The organism is Arthrobacter sp. NicSoilC5, assembly GCF_019977395.1.
GTDB lineage: Bacteria > Actinomycetota > Actinomycetes > Actinomycetales > Micrococcaceae > Arthrobacter.
On sequence record NZ_AP024660.1, the window covers coordinates 592,122 to 608,035 of the forward strand.

Here is a 15,914-nt window from a genome sequence, read left to right on the forward strand (position 1 = left end):
CTCTTGCTTCCGGCCCATGTGGTAGTAAGCTTACTGAGCATTACTAGTAAGCTTGCTGATTAAATGGGATGGGAGCAGGAGCCATGGGCGCAATATTTGGTACGGCCCTGTCACTGGCGCTGACCTTGGGCGGTGCTGCGGTGGCGGCGGCAGGTGGCCCCGGAGCGGCCCAGCACTACCTGGCCGGCCACGTCCTCCTCGGAATTGGCATTGGCCTGTTGATCGCCACCGCCCTCCGAACCGCAGCCCGCGTCCTCATGGCGCGGCCGGCCTCTCCGGTGCGCGTGGCTGCGGTGCCGGCGCCCGCAGTTGATACCGCCACTGTGACGGTACTGCCCGTGCGTTCCGCGTCCACCCTTCCGATGCGGGGCAGGCATGCGGCCTGAGCCGGAGAAACCGGCGGGACCCGCTCCGGCGGAGGCGTCCACTCCCGCACCCCGCCGCCGGGTCCGCGCCCTGATCATCCTGTGCTGCGCCGTGGTTGCATGCCTCGTCGCTGGCGCGGCAGCCGTCCGCCCGGGCGGCACGGACGACGACGTACTGCGAGGTTTCCAGATCCGCGTGCTGAGCATCAGCCAAGCTGCCTCCGAGAACAGGATGGACGGGGCGCTGGCCGCCCTGCAGGCGCTCGAAAAGGACCTTGGCGAAGCAGCGGCAGCAGGCCGTGTTTCGGCTGCCCGCTACCGCGGCATCGAGGACGCGCTGTCGGCCGTCCGGGCGGATATCGCCACGCAGGTGGCAGCTGCGGCCGCCACGGCATCGCCGGCCGCGGAGCCGGCCGCCGGCGCCCCGGCACCTGCCCTGGCAGACACCACCGGGACCGGGCCCAGCCCGGTGGCCCCGGTTGTTGAGGCCGTCGCCCCGGCCCCTGCCCCCGCCCCGGAAGCGCCCGGTTCACAACGGTCGGACACCGCAAAGGAAGCCAAAGGCAAAGGCCGGAGCCAAGGCAAACCCTGACCCGGGCGGAGGAGCGCTTGCCCGCCAAGGCAGAATGGACGGGTGATCCCTCCTGACGGCAACCCCGCTGCCGGTGCCTTCGACCTTGCTGCCATCGGTGCCGGTCTGGCCTTCCAAGGCTCCCTGCCCGCACTGCAGCAGGCAATGAAAAGCGGCGCCGCCGTTGTCCAGGCTCCGCCGGGCACCGGCAAAACCACGCTCGTTCCGCCGCTGCTCGCCAATCTGTATGGCCGGTCCGGCCGCGTCATCGTCACCCAGCCCCGAAGGGTTGCCGCCCGGGCCGCCGCCCGCCGCCTCTCCGCCCTGGACGGCAGTGGCCTTGGCGGCCGCGTGGGCTACACGGTGCGCGGGGAACGCCAGGCGGGCCCGGCCACCCGGGTTGAGTTTGTCACCCCGGGCATCCTGTTGCGCCGGCTGCTGGCAGATCCCGCGCTCGAGGGGACGGCCGCCGTCGTCCTGGACGAAGTGCACGAGCGCGGCCTGGAAACGGACCTCCTGGTCGGCATGGTCGCGGAGGTCCGGGCGCTGCGCGGTGACCTCGCCGTCGTCGCCATGTCCGCAACGCTGGACGCAACCCGCTTCGCGGCGCTGCTGGCCGATTCCGACGGCGGCGGCCCGGCACCCGTGGTCGGCTGCGCTTCAGTGAATTATCCGCTGGAAGTGCAGTGGCTCCCGGCACCGGCGGCGCGGCTGGACGCCAGGGGAGTGGCGCCTGCCTTCCTGGACCACGTTGCAGCGGCAGCGGCGGACGCCCATGCCCGTGCACTCACCGCGGACAACGCCGTGGATGCCCTCGTGTTCCTTCCGGGCGCCAGGGAAGTCTCGCACGTGGCCGCGGCGCTCCGCGGCCGGCTGGGCCGCAGCGTAGAGGTGCTGGAACTTCACGGCCAGGTGGCGGCATCGGAGCAGGACCGGGCCGTGTCCGGGCGGAACCCCGGAGATCCCCCGCGGATCATAGCCTCCACCGATCTTGCCGAGTCCTCCCTGACGGTGCCCGGCGTCCGGCTGGTGGTCGACTCCGGCCTGACCCGGGAACCGCGGCGCGACTCAGGCCGCGGCATGAGCGGGCTGGTCACGGTCTCCTGCTCCCGGGCGTCGGCAGAGCAACGCGCCGGCCGCGCCGCACGGCAGGGTCCGGGGCAGGTGGTCCGCTGCTACACCCAGCAGGCCTACGGTGCGGCTCCGGCCCACGTCACCCCGGAAATCAACGTGGCAGACCTGACCGGCGCCGCCCTCACCCTGGCATGCTGGGGAGCGCCCGGCGGGAAGGGCCTCGCGCTCCCGGACGCGCCGCCCCGCCTGGCCATGGACGACGCCGTCGAGGTACTCCGGGAACTGGGCGCGGTATCGGACGACGGGCAGGTGACGGCCGCGGGCCGGGCCCTCGCTGCAATCCCCGCCGATCCCCGGCTGGCCCGGGCACTGCTCGACGGCGGCGCCTCCACCGGCCGCCGGCTCGCCGCCGAAGTGGTGGCCGCGGTCTCCGGAGACCACCGCGCACCTGGCGGCGACCTGCCCAGGCTGCTGGCGCAGCTCCGCGCGGACAAAGGCCCGGCGGGGAAGCGCTGGGCGGAGGAGTCCAGGCGGCTGGCTGCCATGGCGCAGCGGAAAGGCGAGGTCGCCCTGCCGGATTCCTCCGGCGCCGCGGGAGGCTCCGACGCGGTGGGCGCCGTCGTCGCCCTCGCGTTTCCCGACCGCATAGGCCGCCGCGTGCCGGGCAGCGAGGGGGCAGGACAGTACCTGCTGACATCCGGCACCCGGGCAGGCCTGCCCGCGGGCAGCACGTTGTCAGGCCACGAGTGGCTGGCCGTGGCCGAAGTGTCCCGGGCCTCGGGCCGGGACGCGGGGGGCACCGGCGCCGTGATCCGGGCCGCCGCACCCCTGGCCGCCACCATGGCCGAAACGGCGGCGTCGCACCTGCTGGCAGACACGGTGGAAGCGGACTTCAGCGGAGGCCGGCTGAGCGCGCGCAGGACACGGCGGCTGGGTGCCATCATGCTCTCGGCCACGCCGGTACGCCCCAGCGCCGAACAGGGACGGAGGGCCGTGGCGGTCGCATTGCAGTCCCAGGGGCTGGCGGCCCTGCCCTGGTCGACGGCGGCGGCTTCCTTCCGGCGCAGGCTCGCGTTCCTGCACCGCCAGCTGGGAGGGCCCTGGCCGGATATGTCGGACACCGCGCTGCTGGAGCGGCTGGAAGAGTGGCTGGGGCCCGAACTGGAGGACCTTGCGGCCGGGAAACCGTTGGCCTCCCTGGACCTGGCGGACCCCCTGCGCCGCCTCCTGCCCTGGCCGGAAGCGGCCCGGCTAAGTGAGCTGGCCCCCGAAAGCCTTGAGGTCCCCAGCGGCTCCCGCATCCGGATCGATTATCCGGAACCGGGCGATGATGGTGCGGCGCCCGTCGTCGCTGTGAAACTGCAGGAGTGTTTCGGACTCGCCGAGTCCCCGCGGCTTGTGGACGGGCGCGTACCGGTCCTGTTCCACCTGCTCTCCCCGGCCCGGCGGCCCCTCGCCGTGACGGATGACCTGACCTCTTTCTGGTCCGGCCCGTACACCCAGGTCCGGGGCGAAATGCGCGGCCGCTACCCCAAACACCCCTGGCCCGAGGACCCCTGGACGGCCCCCGCCACCGCACGCACCAAGCAACGCCGGTAGCCTTGCCCCGGGCGCCCCTGTCATGCCACGGACCGGCATATGCGGGGAGGGGCGCCTCCTTAGCTGTGCGCTGCGATGAACGCGGCCACAGGGGCTGCCAGGGATGCGCCAACTTCCCCGGCCGGCCGCTTCTTTCCCGCCACCGCGAAGGAGTGGTCACCGCCCTCCGCCCACTGGAGCACGGCGTTGGGGCCGATCCGGGAGACCACATCCTCAAGGATCCTCGGTGTGGCAAACGTGTCCCGGGTTCCCTGCAGGAACAGCATCGGGGCGCCCAGCCCGTACAGGTGTTCATCCCGGAGCTTCTCCGGCTTCCCGGGAGCGTGCAGGGGATAGCCCAGGTAGACCAGCCCCGCCACGTCCATGCCTTCGGCTGCAGCCATGGACGCCATCCTCCCCCCGAACGACTTGCCCGCCGCCCACACGGGGCCGCGGTCACCGTGGGCGTCTGCCTGCGCCCGCGCGGCGGCCATGGCGGCCCGCCAGGCGGCGAGGGCCATGGGAGGACGGTCAGGGAACTTCCGCCCCGCCTCGCGGTAGGGGAAATTGAAGCGCAGGGTGGCCAGGCCCAGGCTGTTCAGGGCATCGGTGAAGCCGTGAAGGAAAGGGTGCTCCATGCCGGCGCCGGCGCCGTGTGCCACCACCACGGTGGCGGTGGCATCTGCAGGGCGGGCGTAAACGGCGGAAAACGAGGCGTCCCCCACGGCGACGGTGAGCTGCTCATCGGATGCTGGCATGGGTCCATCATGCCGGAGGGTGGCGGATGTACCCATCCCTGCCGTTGGCGGGGTGTACGTTGTCCCCATGGCGAGTGAACAGACCACCATCACCGTGCAAGGCCCCAACGGACCGCGCGACATGCGCATTTCCAGTCCCAGCCGCGTTCTCTGGCCGGACCTGGGCCTCACCAAGCTGGACCTGGTGAACTACATCTGCGATGTGGGGGAGGCGTTCATCGCCGCCAACGGGGACCGGCCCGTCTCACTTCAGCGGTATTCGGGCAACATCGACGGCGAGATGTTCTTCTCCAAGAACCCGCCCAAGGGCACGCCGGACTTCATCCGCTCCGTCAAAGTTGTCTACCCCAGTGCCCGGTCCCACCCCCAGCTTGTGTTCGACGAGCCTGCGGCCGCCGTCTGGGCCGTCCAGATGAACACGGTGGTGTTCCACCCCTGGCCTTCGCGCGCCGAAAACACTGACAACCCCGACCAGCTGCGCATCGACCTCGACCCGCAGCCCGGCACCGACTTCGATGACGCCGTCCCGGCCGCCCTGGTGCTGAAGGAAGTCCTTGGCGAGGCCGGGCTCACCTGCTTCATCAAGACCTCCGGGAACCGGGGCCTGCACGTTTACGCCCCGATCGAACCCACCCGCGAGTTCCTGGACGTCCGCCACGCCGTCATTGCCGCCGCCCGGGAAGTGGAACGGCGCATCCCGGACAAGGTGACCACGGCCTGGTGGAAGGAAGAACGCGGCCAGCGGGTGTTCCTGGACTTCAACCAGGCCAACCGCGACCGCACCATCGCCGGAGCCTACAGCCCGCGTGCCCTCCCGCACGCCCCCGTGTCCTGCCCGCTGGGCTGGGATGAACTGGAAACCGCGGATCCGAAGAACTTCACCATCCTTACCGTGCCGGAGCGGCTGAAGACGGTGGGTGACCCGTGGGCGGACTTCAGTGCCGCTCCCGGCACCATCGACACCCTGCTGCAGTGGTGGGACCGTGACTGCAAGGCCGGCCTGGGAGAACTGCCCTTCCCGCCCGATTACCCCAAGATGCCGGGCGAACCGCCGCGGGTGCAGCCCAGCAGGGCGCGCAAGCAGGACTGACCCACCGCCGCGGCCGGCCGGTGGTCACTCGAAGCGGGACGGATCGCCCATGCCGCGGCGCACAACCTCGGCCACACCGCTGGAGAAGTCGACAACGGTGGTGGGCTCGGCGCCGCAGTCGCCGGCGTCAATCACGGCATCCACCTGGTGGTCCAGGCGTTCCTTAATCTCCCAGCCCACGGTCAGCGGTTCCTCCTCGTCCGGCAGCAGCAGGGTGCTGGACAGCAGCGGCTCGCCCAGTTCGGCGAGCAGCGCCTGGACCACACGGTTGTCCGGGATGCGCACCCCCACCGTCTTCTTCTTGGGGTGGAGCAGCCGCTTGGGAACCTCCTTGGTGGCGGGCAGGATGAACGTGTAGCTGCCGGGGGTAACGGCCTTGATGCTCCGGAAGACGTCGTTGCCGATGTTCACGAACTGTCCCAGCTGCGCGAAATCCCGGCACACCAGTGTGAAGTGGTGCTTGTCATCCAGGTGCCGGATGCTCCTGATCCGGTCCAGGGCCTCCCGGTTTCCCATCTGTGCCCCCAGCGCGTAGCAGGAGTCCGTGGGGTACGCGATCAGGCCGCCGTCGCGGATAATCTTCACTGCCTGCGCGATGGCGCGGGGCTGGGGGTCGTGGGGATGAACGTCAAAGAATCTGGCCATCCCCCGAGCCTACGTTCCCGGGGGCCCCACCGCACCATGTTCCGGCGCCCCCTGGCGTGCGGGGATGGGCGTTGGTGGGAGAATATGCGTCATGGCTAGGGAACGCATCGTCATCGGCCTCAACGGCAGCGACGACGGAGACCTCCTGGTGCACCGGGCCGCCAAGCTCCTTGAGCGGGCCGGCGGGGGCGAGATCCTGGCCATCCATGTCCGGACCCCCTCCGGTGCCGGGAGCGAATCGCCCCACGCACTCGAGTCCCAGCGGCGGCAGGTGGCGGAGCTGGGCGGGAGCTACCACGCGCTGACCGCCGGCGACGTGTCCGCGGCCCTCCTGGACTACGCCCGGGCTTCGCGCGCCACGCACATCCTTGTCGGGCAGAGCCGTCGCAGGTTCACCGTCCTGTCCGGTGGAAGCGTGGAAGCCAAGGTTGTGCGCGGGGCAGGGGACATCGACGTCCAGGTGGTGCCCCGGCCCGTGGCGGCAAGGAGCCGCAAGCGCCGCACCGGGCTGGGACGGCGCAGGGTCATTGCCGGTTTCGCGCTCGCCGCCGTCCTGCCCGCAGGCCTGCAGTTGCTGCTCGCAGTCTTTGACCACAGCGTTGCCACGGCGGCACTGCTCCAACTGGCGGGCGCGGTGGCCGTAGCCCTGGTTGGCGGCTTGTGGCCGGCGGTTGCCGGTGCGCTGTGGAGCAGCCTGCTGGTGAACTATTTCTCCACCCCGCCGCTGTATGACCTTGCCATCCGTGACCCGCAGGATGTCCTGTCCCTGGCTGTATTTGCCGGCGTGGCCGTAGCGGTGGCAGGGGTGGTGGACCGCTCCGCCCGGCGGTCCAAGGAGGCGTCAACGGCGCGGGCCGAGGCAGCCACGCTGGCCGACCTGGCCCTGGCCGCATCCCGCGAGGAGGACAACCTCAAAGGGCTGCTCGCGGAAGCAGTCAGCGTCTTCGGTGCCGACGGTGCCGCCGTCGTCACCCGCCGGGCCCCGTCCGGGGCAGAGGCGGAGGGCGTGATGGTGGACGGTGTGATGGTCGACGACGGCGGGTTGGCTGACGGCGGGTTGGGCGACGGTGGCGGGGCGGGCCCTGGGCCCGGCGCATGGCAGGTGATCGCCGCGGCGGGGGATGCGACCGGCTGGCCGGTGATGCCGGGTGGGCCAGGAACCACGGTTGAACCGGTGGACGGGGAAACGTTCCTGGTGCTGGCGGGCCGGGCGGTTCCGCCGTCCGGGCGGCGGCTCCTGGCAGCCTTCGCCGTGCACGTCAAAGCGCAGCTCGAACGCCGGCAGCTGGCCGCAACCAGGAATGAGATCCTCCGACTCGCCGAGGGCAATATCATGCGGACCGCGATTCTCCGGGCCGTCTCCCACGACCTTCGGACACCCCTGGCCGGCATCAAGCTGGCCGCCGGGGGACTGCTGCAGAACGGCGTCTCCTACACCCGCGCAGAGCAGCAGGACCTGCTGGAAACCATTGACGCCTGCACCGACCGGCTGGACCTGCTGGTGGGCAACCTCCTGGACATGTCACGCATCACCGCCCAGTCGGTGGAACCATTGCTGGGTCCGGTCCGCTGGACCGAGGTGGTGGATGCGGCCCTGCGCGGGCTGCCGGCAGGGGCGGTGACGGTGGCGCTGCCTGCGAACATGCCGCCCGTGGACGCCGATCCCGGCCTGCTGGAGCGGGTGGTCGCCAACATCCTGGAGAATGCGCTGAAATACGCGGCCGGAAGCCGTGTGGTGGTGGCGGGCGGTCCGGACGGCAGCGTCCTTGACGGCCATCCCTGCGGCGAACTGCAGATCACCGACCATGGACCCGGGGTCCCTGCCCGCAAGGTGGTGGACATGTTCCGGCCTTTCCAGCGGCTCGACGACCGGTCGCAGTCCAGCGGGATAGGGCTGGGCCTGTCAGTGGCACAGGGCTTCATCCAGTCCATGCGGGGCACGCTTACAGCTGCCGAAACCCCTGGCGGCGGCCTGACCATGGTGATCCGGCTGCCCCTCTCCACCGGCATCCCGGCCGGTATCCCGGCGGCCGGGTACCCCGGCGGCAGCGAGCCCACCACCGCGGCGGGCCCGGCATGACCGCCAACCACGCCGGCACCAAAACCGGAAACCTGCCCCCGGCAGCGCGGGTACTCGTCATCGACGACGATCCGCACCTCCTCAAGGCCCTTCGGATCACGCTCGCAGCGCACGGCTACGCCGTGGACACGGCCGTGGACGGCGCCTCCGCCCTCGCCGCGGCCTCGCGCCAGGCACCGGATCTGCTGGTCCTTGACCTCGGGTTGCCGGACATGGACGGGACCGAAGTCCTGCGGAACCTCCGCCGCTGGAGCGCGGCGCCGGTGCTGGTCCTGTCCGCCCGCCACGGGTCCCCGGACAAGGTGGGCGCACTGGACGCCGGCGCCGACGACTACATCACCAAACCGTTCGGGCTTGATGAACTGCTGGCACGGCTGCGTGCCCTGCTGCGCAGGGTGCCGGAGCCCGAATCCCGCCCCGTGGTCAGCTCTGCCGGGTTCACCGTTGACCTTGTGGCCCGGCAGGTCCTGCGTGCCGGGCAGCCGGTAAGGCTCACCCCCACGGAGTGGAACATCCTCGAAATCCTGGTCCGGAACCCGTCGCGTCTGATCTCGCAGCAGCAGTTGCTGTCCGAGGTCTGGGGGCCGTCCTACCGGAAGGAGGTCAACTACCTCCGCGTCTACATGGCCCAGTTGAGAAGGAAGCTGGAAGAGGACCCCGGCAACCCGCGGCACCTGCTGACCGAAGCCGGGGCAGGCTACCGTTTCGTACCCTGAAACGAGGGGTGAACAGGGGAGTCTTCCCCTACCCGCCCGCCTCCGGATGGGGCAGGATGTTGAGTGGCCGAGTCCCGGCCGAAGCAGTCCCGGCCCCTGTGAAGGAGATCCTGCCATGCCCACAATCCTCAATCCCTACATCAGCTTCCGTGACAACGCCCGCGATGCCATGAACTTCTACCAGTCCGTCTTCGGCGGCGAACTCACGCTCAGCACGTTCGCCGACTTCCAGGCCAGCGAGGACCCCACGGAAGCGCAAAAGATCATGCACGGCATGCTGACCACCACCCAGGGCCTGGTGCTCATGGGCGCTGACACCCCGAACAGCATGGAGTACCACCCGGGGTCCTCCATTTCCATCTCGCTCAGCGGCGATAACGAGGTGGAGCTCCGCGGCTACTACGAGAAGCTGAGCGGCGACGGGGGAGCGGTGACCGTCCCCATGGAGAAGGCGCCGTGGGGTGACGTTTTTGGCATGTGCACGGACCGGTTCGGCGTCGCCTGGCTGGTCAACGTCAACGCAGCGCAGCCGACGGCGGCACCCTGACCCCCGGGCGGGTGGGCTGGCCGGACGGCCGCCTGACCGCCCGCCGGGCCGTCACTTGCTTTCCCGCGCCGGCCCCCGTCCGTCAAGGCCGGGCCCACTCCTTGAGGGAGGGGCCCGCGACTGCGAGGATTAACGGGTGAGGTCCTTCATGGAGTTCCTGTCCGACAAATGGTGGATGTTTCCGCTGATGGCGTTCGCCGGCCAGTGGGCAGGCGGCTGGCGGCGCGCGGGAGAACGAACAGCCTACAAACGGGCCCGGCGTGAGCTGGACGGCCTCATCGTCCTCCCTGACGTCACCCCGGCGGCCCTTGAGGGGAAGATCGCCCCGGAACTGGATGCGGGCCCCCGCCCGGCACAGTTCCACCAGGGCTGAAGCTGCCGCGGGGCTGCGGCGTGGGCTGCACGCTTTACCTGGACGTCGACGGCGTGGTCTGCCCCTTCGGCCCCCAGGGAACCACCGACTGGGGTTCCCCCTGGCAGCAGGCCGACGCCGGGCTGTTGCCCGTCACGTTCGCCGCCGAACTCGTGGCGGGGCTGAACACCCTGGCCCGGACGCCCGGGCTGCGTTGTGTCTGGCTGACCAGCTGGGAGGAACTGGCGCCCCAATACCTGTGTCCCGCCGTCGGACTGAAGGGCAGCCGCTGGCCGTACCTGAGCGCGGACGGGGCAGCCGGAGGGACCGGCTGGTGGAAACTCCGGGCCATCCAGGACGACGTCGAAAGCACCAGGCCCGAAGCCGTCGCCTGGGTGGATGACCAGTTGGCGTTCGAGGCGGAAGCGCAGCGCTGGGCACGGTTCCTGGGCCGGCGGATCCTTACCGTCTCGCCCCATCCCCGGCGCGGAATCACGCCCGCCGAACTGGACCGGATCCGTTCTTTCCTGGCGCAGCCCGTGTTTTGACCTCATGCCGGGGACGCGTACGATCGATAAGGTTTCCCGCCGGTTGTGCCAACACCGCAAGTCATTCCACGCAAACAGCTGGTGAACTATGCTGTCCAAGGCAGCCTGGTACGAGAAACTGCTGAACGTCGACTCTGCAGATTGGGCAACAGGTGGATATCACCTTCATGGTGGCGCTGGTCATCGGACTGGCACTATTTTTCGACTTCACGAACGGCTTCCACGACACCGCGAACGCCATGGCAACGCCCATCGCAACGGGTGCCATCAAGCCCCGCACAGCGGTGGCCCTGGCCGCCGTCCTGAACCTGGTGGGTGCCTTCCTGTCCACCGAAGTGGCCAAGACAGTGTCCGGCGGCATTATCCGCGAGGGCTCCGGGGGAGTGCAGATCACGCCGCAGATCATCTTTGCCGGCTTGATGGGCGCTGTTCTGTGGAACATGATCACCTGGTTGAAGGGCCTGCCGTCCAGCTCATCGCACGCCCTCTTCGGCGGCCTGATCGGCGCGGCGGTTGTCGGGGCAGGATTCAGCTCGGTCAATTTCGAGAGCCTGCTGCAGAAGGTCATCCTTCCGGCGGTCTTCGCCCCCCTGATTGCAGGCCTCGCCGCATATGTCTGCACCCGCCTGGCCTACGCCCTCACGGCACGCCACGATCCCGAGACAGGCACCAAGCTCACCCAGAAGCGCGGTGGCTTCCGTACCGGCCAGATCTTCACCTCCAGCCTGGTGGCCCTGGCCCACGGAACCAACGACGCCCAAAAGACCATGGGCATCATCACCCTGGTCCTGATCGCTGCCGGGAGCCAGGCGCCCGGCTCCGGTCCCCAGCTTTGGGTAATTACCGCCTGCGCCCTGGCCATCGCCATCGGAACCTACGCCGGCGGCTGGCGCATCATCCGCACCATGGGTTCGGGCCTGACCGAGGTTAAGCCGGCCCAGGGCTTCGCCGCGGAGACCAGCACCGCGTCCGCCATCCTCGCCTCCTCCCACCTTGGCTTTGCCCTCTCCACCACGCAGGTTGCTTCCGGCTCCGTCATCGGCTCCGGCATGGGACGCCGCGGCACCACCGTCCGCTGGAACATGGTGGGAAAGATCGCGCTGGGATGGCTCTTCACCCTTCCGGCCGCCGGCATCGTCGGCGCCCTGACCGCCCTGGTGGTGCAGACCGGCGTCGTGGGTGTCCTTATCGCCGCCATCGCCGGCACCGGGGCGGTGCTGTTCATGTTCTTCTACTCACGCAAGTCCTCCGTCAGCCACCAGAACGCCGTGGAGGTCGAGGAGGCCGGCCAGGCTGTCCGGTTCGCCAAGAAGAAGGCCCTGGCGCGCGCCCGGGCTGAAGCAAAAGCCAAAGCGCAGGCCGACGCCAAGGCCAACAACCCCAAGGAGAATCAGCGATGAAGTGGTTGGAACTCCTGACCGTTGCAGGCGCCACCCTCGTATCCGCGGCGATTGTGGTGACGCTCTATTCGCTGGGGGTCCGGTTCACCGCCATCGCCGCTGACGCCCAGCAGGCGTCCCCCGGAGTAAAGCGCTCTGTGGCGTACGTATGCTTTGGGCTGTGCGGCGTGGCCGTCCTCGTCGGGCTGTACCTGATCATCCCGTACTTCTCCAAGTAGCCGCGCCCACCGGCTAGGCTGGGGCCATGCAGCGCATCCAGTACTTTGTGGCCGCATCCCTTGACGGCTTCATCGCCACGCCCACGGACGACCTCGGCTGGCTGCTGCAGTTCGACGGCTTCGAGGGCGGAGCTGACAGCTACAACGACTTCATGGCCGCGGTGGGCTGCATCGTCATGGGCGGGGAAACCTACGCCTGGCTGATGGAGCACGAGCCCGGCGCGTGGCCGTATTCCGGCACGGCCTGTTACGTCTTCACGCACCACGAGCACCGTGCGCCGGACGGCGCTGACATCACATTTGTCCGCGGCGACGTGCGGGAGTTCATCGCAGACTTCCGCCAGGCCGCGGGAGACCTGAACATCTGGGTGGTGGGCGGCGGCAACCTTGCGGCCCAGTTCGCCGATGCAGGCCTTTTGGACGAGATCATCCTCTCGGTCATCCCCGTGGTGCTGGGTGAGGGGAAACGGCTGCTGCCGATGAAGGGCCCCACCCCGCCGCTGGAGCTGGCTGCTTCCCGCACGCTGGGCCGGGGCATCGTCGAACTGCGCTACCTGCTGCGACCCGGGGCGGATCCGCAGTCTTGACGCGCCCGCCTCAGCCGGCGTTGTCGCGGAGCATGTTGGTGATCCGGGCGGTCGAAAGGCGGCGCCCCAGGGCATCCGTCATGACGATCTCGTGGGTGGCCAGGGTCCTGCCCAGGTGGATCGCCGTGCAGGTCCCCGTCACCAGGCCCTCGGCGATGGACCGGTGATGTGTGGCGTTGACCTCAATGCCGACGGCGTGGCGTCCCGGTCCTGCATGCATGCCTGCGGCGAACGAGCCAAGGGTTTCCGCCAGCACCACGTGCGCGCCGCCATGGAGGATCCCCGCCACCTGCGTATTGCCCTCAACCGGCATGGTGGCGACGGTGCGTTCCGGGCTCATTTCCAGGAAATGGATTCCCATCTTGACCACCAGTGCGCCGACACCGAACGCGCCCAGCCAGTCATGCATATGGCCGGGAATCCCGGCGGCTGCCAGCTCTTCGGCGAAAGCGCCCGGCGTGAAATTGTCTGTCATGGCAACTAGGCTGGCACCTGTGAGTGAAACAACCAAACCGGCCCCTTTCCCGTCCCAGGCCATCGACGAGGGTGCTGCCGCGCAGCCTTCGTCCCCCGCCCGCAGGCCTGCCGCAAAGGCCGCCGCCCCCGCCGCCGGTGGGTCTGTTTCAGCTACTGAAGCACCGGTCATTCCCATCACCGACCAGCCCCGGCTGCTGGTCCTGGACGGCCACTCGATGGCCTTCCGGGCGTTCTTCGCCCTGCCGGCGGACAAGTTCTCCACCTCCAACGGCCAGCACACCAACGCCATCCATGGCTTCACCTCCATGCTGATCAACCTCATCAAGGAACAGCAGCCCACCCACATCGCTGTGGCGTTCGACGTCTCTGACGAATCCACCCACCGCAAGACCGAGTACAGCGAGTACAAGGGCGGCCGGAACGAAACCCCCCGCGAAATGAGCGGCCAGATCGACCTTATCGGCAAGGTTATGGAGGCCTGGGGCATCAAGACCATCAAGATGCCCGGCTACGAGGCCGATGACATCCTTGCCACCCTCGCCGCGATGGGCGAGAAGGCCGGCTTCGAGGTTTTGCTTGTCTCCGGAGACCGGGACGCCTTCCAGCTGATCACGGACAACGTCTTCGTGCTGTATCCGCGCAAGGGTGTCAGCGACATCCCGCGGATGGATGCCGCCGCCATCGAGGCAAAGTACTTCGTCAGCCCGTCCCGCTACTCCGACCTCGCCGCACTGGTGGGGGAGACGGCGGACAACCTTCCCGGCGTACCCGGCGTCGGACCCAAGACGGCGGCCAAATGGATCAACCTTTACGGCGGCCTCGAGGGCGTCCTGGAGCACCTGGATTCCATCGGCGGCAAGGTGGGCGACGCCCTGCGGGAGAACGTGGACGCCGTCAAGCGCAACCGCCGGCTGAACCAGCTCCACACCGACCTCGAGCTCCCCGTCACGCTGGATGACCTCTACCAGCCGCGCCCGGATCAGGCTGCCATCGAGGACCTCTTCGACGAGCTTGAGTTCAAGGCCATCCGGGGCCGGCTGTTCGCCCTGTATGGTGACGCCGACACCCCGGCCGCTGAACGGGAAAGCATCGAAACCCCGGAGTACAGCACCCCCGCCAACGCCGCCGGGCTGGCCGCCTTCCTGGCTGCCGGCGCCGGGCAGCGGTCCGCCCTCGCCGTCGACCTCGTCCCCGGCCGGATCGGTGAGGACGCCGACGCACTGGCCATCGTCCGCGGCGACGCCGCAGTCTATGTGGAGCTCGCCGGCCAGGACGCGGAGACCGAGAACGTGCTGGCCGCGTGGCTGCGCGATCCTGAAGCACCCAAGGTGATGCACGGCTTCAAGGCCGCGCTCAAGGCGCTCACGGCCCGTGGCCTTGAACTGGAGGGCGTGGTGGATGACACCTCCATCTCCGGTTACCTCATCCAGCCGGACCGGCGCACCTACGAACTCGCCGAACTCGCCCAGCACCACCTCAACGTGGGCATCCCCGCAGCCACGGCCAAGGCGGGGCAGCTGGAGCTGTCCTTCGACGGCGATGACACCGCCGCCGCCGACGCCCTGGTCCAGGCCGGCGCCGTGGTGCTGGCCCTGAGCCGCTACTTCGAGGACGAACTCAGGGACCGCCGGGCCGAGGAACTGCTGTCCACCCTCGAGCTGCCTGTCAGCCGCGTGCTGGCGGACATGGAACTCGCCGGCATTGCGATTGACATGGACAAGATGGACGACCAGCTTGCCGACCTTGCGCGGGTCATCGACCAGGCCCAGGAACAGGCGTTCGCCGCGATCGGCCACGAGGTCAACCTGGGCTCGCCCAAGCAGCTGCAGACTGTCCTGTTCGAGGAACTGCAGCTCCCCAAAACCAAGAAGATCAAGTCCGGCTACACCACCGACGCCGCGTCCCTGAAGAACCTGCTGGAGAAGACCGGGCACGAGTTCCTGGTGCAGCTCATGGCGCACCGGGAGGCCGCCAAGCTGCGGCAGATGATCGAGTCGCTGAAGAAGTCCGTGGCGGAAGACGGCCGGATCCACACCACCTACGCCCAGAACGTCGCGGCAACCGGCCGGATCTCGTCCAACAACCCCAACCTGCAGAACATCCCCATCCGCAGCGAGGAGGGCCGGCGCGTGCGCGGCATCTTCGTGGTCAGCGACGGTTACGAGTGCTTGCTCTCCGCGGACTACTCGCAAATCGAGATGCGCATCATGGCGCACCTCTCCGGCGACGAAGGCCTGATCCAGGCGTACAGGGACGGCGAGGACCTGCACCGGTTCGTCGGCTCCAACATCTTCCACGTCCCCACGGACCAGGTCACCAGCGCCATGCGCTCCAAGGTCAAGGCCATGTCCTACGGCCTTGCCTACGGCCTGACGTCCTTCGGCCTGTCCAAGCAGCTCGAGATTTCCGTCGATGAAGCCCGCACCCTCATGAAGGACTACTTCGACCGCTTCGGCGCTGTCCGCGACTACCTCCGGGGCGTGGTGGACCAGGCCCGGGTGGATGGCTACACGGCCACCATCGAGGGCCGCCGCCGCTACCTGCCGGACCTCACCAGCACGGACCGCCAGCTGCGCGAGAATGCCGAGCGCATCGCACTCAACAGCCCCATCCAGGGCTCCGCAGCGGACATCATCAAGCGCGCCATGCTGGGAGTCCACGCTGAACTCCAGGCCCAGGGCCTGAAATCCCGGATGCTGCTCCAGGTCCATGACGAACTGGTCCTCGAAGTCGCCGCGGGCGAACGCGCCGCCGTTGAGAAGCTGGTCACCGAGCAGATGGGTGCCGCCGCGGACCTCAGCGTGCCGCTGGAAGTCCAGATCGGCGTCGGGCCCAGCTGGTACGACGCCGGACACTAGGCGTCCGGGGCACGCCACCAGCAGGAATGTTTGTGCTGGTCAGGCGCCGG

Annotated in this window: 16 protein-coding genes; 13 read left to right on the plus strand and 3 right to left on the minus strand. The window is 69.1% G+C overall.

The genetic code is table 11. From position 1 onward, the window contains the following. Positions 1 to 83: 83 nt before the first annotated feature. Genes LDO22_RS02680 through hrpB form a run of 3 tightly spaced genes read left to right on the plus strand, consistent with a single transcriptional unit; the run spans position 84 to position 3,609 of the window. Complete coding sequence (locus LDO22_RS02680) at positions 84 to 386, plus strand: hypothetical protein (RefSeq protein ID WP_159632093.1); 303 nt, start codon at positions 84 to 86, stop codon at positions 384 to 386. Further along, complete coding sequence (locus LDO22_RS02685) at positions 376 to 957, plus strand: hypothetical protein (RefSeq protein ID WP_224026016.1); 582 nt, start codon at positions 376 to 378, stop codon at positions 955 to 957. Before LDO22_RS02680 ends, LDO22_RS02685 begins: the two co-directional genes overlap by 11 nt. Before the next feature lie 42 nt (positions 958 to 999). Continuing rightward, a complete protein-coding gene (gene hrpB, locus LDO22_RS02690) occupies positions 1,000 to 3,609 on the plus strand; it encodes an ATP-dependent helicase HrpB (RefSeq protein WP_224026017.1) in 2,610 nt (869 codons plus the stop codon). 59 nt (positions 3,610 to 3,668) lie between these two features. On the opposite strand, the gene LDO22_RS02695 is transcribed toward hrpB, so the two are convergent. Continuing rightward, complete coding sequence (locus LDO22_RS02695) at positions 3,669 to 4,346, minus strand: alpha/beta family hydrolase (RefSeq protein ID WP_224026018.1); 678 nt, start codon at positions 4,344 to 4,346, stop codon at positions 3,669 to 3,671. A 67-nt stretch (positions 4,347 to 4,413) separates the two neighbouring features. Here LDO22_RS02695 and ligD point away from each other — a divergent pair, with 67 nt between their 5' ends. Continuing rightward, positions 4,414 to 5,436 (plus strand): non-homologous end-joining DNA ligase, encoded by a 1,023-nt coding sequence (gene ligD / locus LDO22_RS02700; protein ID WP_224026019.1) that lies wholly within the window; start codon positions 4,414 to 4,416, stop codon positions 5,434 to 5,436. A gap of 24 nt (positions 5,437 to 5,460) precedes the next feature. Here ligD and LDO22_RS02705 read toward each other — a convergent pair whose 3' ends face one another. Next, complete coding sequence (locus LDO22_RS02705) at positions 5,461 to 6,081, minus strand: L-threonylcarbamoyladenylate synthase (RefSeq protein WP_141160539.1); 621 nt, start codon at positions 6,079 to 6,081, stop codon at positions 5,461 to 5,463. 91 nt (positions 6,082 to 6,172) lie between these two features. Here LDO22_RS02705 and LDO22_RS21755 point away from each other — a divergent pair, with 91 nt between their 5' ends. From LDO22_RS21755 to LDO22_RS02750, 8 genes are all read left to right on the plus strand, one after another. Continuing rightward, complete coding sequence (locus tag LDO22_RS21755; protein WP_263422192.1) at positions 6,173 to 8,161, plus strand: DUF4118 domain-containing protein; 1,989 nt, start codon at positions 6,173 to 6,175, stop codon at positions 8,159 to 8,161. After that, positions 8,158 to 8,877 carry a response regulator gene (locus tag LDO22_RS02720; RefSeq protein WP_159632088.1) on the plus strand — a complete coding sequence of 240 codons (720 nt, stop codon included), beginning with the start codon at positions 8,158 to 8,160 and terminating at the stop codon, positions 8,875 to 8,877. The genes LDO22_RS21755 and LDO22_RS02720 overlap by 4 nt, the downstream gene beginning before the upstream one ends. Before the next feature lie 115 nt (positions 8,878 to 8,992). Beyond that, complete coding sequence (locus LDO22_RS02725) at positions 8,993 to 9,424, plus strand: VOC family protein (RefSeq protein WP_159632087.1); 432 nt, start codon at positions 8,993 to 8,995, stop codon at positions 9,422 to 9,424. 136 nt (positions 9,425 to 9,560) lie between these two features. Further along, entirely contained in the window at positions 9,561 to 9,797 is a 237-nt protein-coding gene (locus tag LDO22_RS02730) for a hypothetical protein (RefSeq protein ID WP_224026020.1), read from the plus strand. Between the two features lie 20 nt (positions 9,798 to 9,817). Then, positions 9,818 to 10,324 (plus strand): HAD domain-containing protein, encoded by a 507-nt coding sequence (locus LDO22_RS02735; RefSeq protein WP_224026021.1) that lies wholly within the window; start codon positions 9,818 to 9,820, stop codon positions 10,322 to 10,324. Positions 10,325 to 10,476: 152 nt separating this feature from the next. Then, positions 10,477 to 11,724 (plus strand): inorganic phosphate transporter, encoded by a 1,248-nt coding sequence (locus tag LDO22_RS02740; protein ID WP_159632085.1) that lies wholly within the window; start codon positions 10,477 to 10,479, stop codon positions 11,722 to 11,724. Continuing rightward, positions 11,721 to 11,942 carry a hypothetical protein gene (locus LDO22_RS02745; protein WP_159632084.1) on the plus strand — a complete coding sequence of 74 codons (222 nt, stop codon included), beginning with the start codon at positions 11,721 to 11,723 and terminating at the stop codon, positions 11,940 to 11,942. Before LDO22_RS02740 ends, LDO22_RS02745 begins: the two co-directional genes overlap by 4 nt. A 26-nt stretch (positions 11,943 to 11,968) precedes the next feature. Continuing rightward, the gene (locus LDO22_RS02750; protein WP_224026022.1) at positions 11,969 to 12,529 is read left to right on the plus strand and encodes a dihydrofolate reductase family protein; all 561 of its coding nucleotides are present in this window, start codon (positions 11,969 to 11,971) and stop codon (positions 12,527 to 12,529) included. A 10-nt stretch (positions 12,530 to 12,539) separates the two neighbouring features. Here LDO22_RS02750 and LDO22_RS02755 read toward each other — a convergent pair whose 3' ends face one another. Then, a complete protein-coding gene (locus LDO22_RS02755; RefSeq protein ID WP_159632082.1) occupies positions 12,540 to 13,004 on the minus strand; it encodes a hotdog fold thioesterase in 465 nt (154 codons plus the stop codon). A 19-nt stretch (positions 13,005 to 13,023) separates the two neighbouring features. Here LDO22_RS02755 and polA point away from each other — a divergent pair, with 19 nt between their 5' ends. After that, positions 13,024 to 15,864, plus strand: a complete 2,841-nt coding sequence (gene polA / locus LDO22_RS02760; RefSeq protein ID WP_224026023.1) for a DNA polymerase I — start codon at positions 13,024 to 13,026, stop codon at positions 15,862 to 15,864. Positions 15,865 to 15,914: the final 50 nt, after the last annotated feature.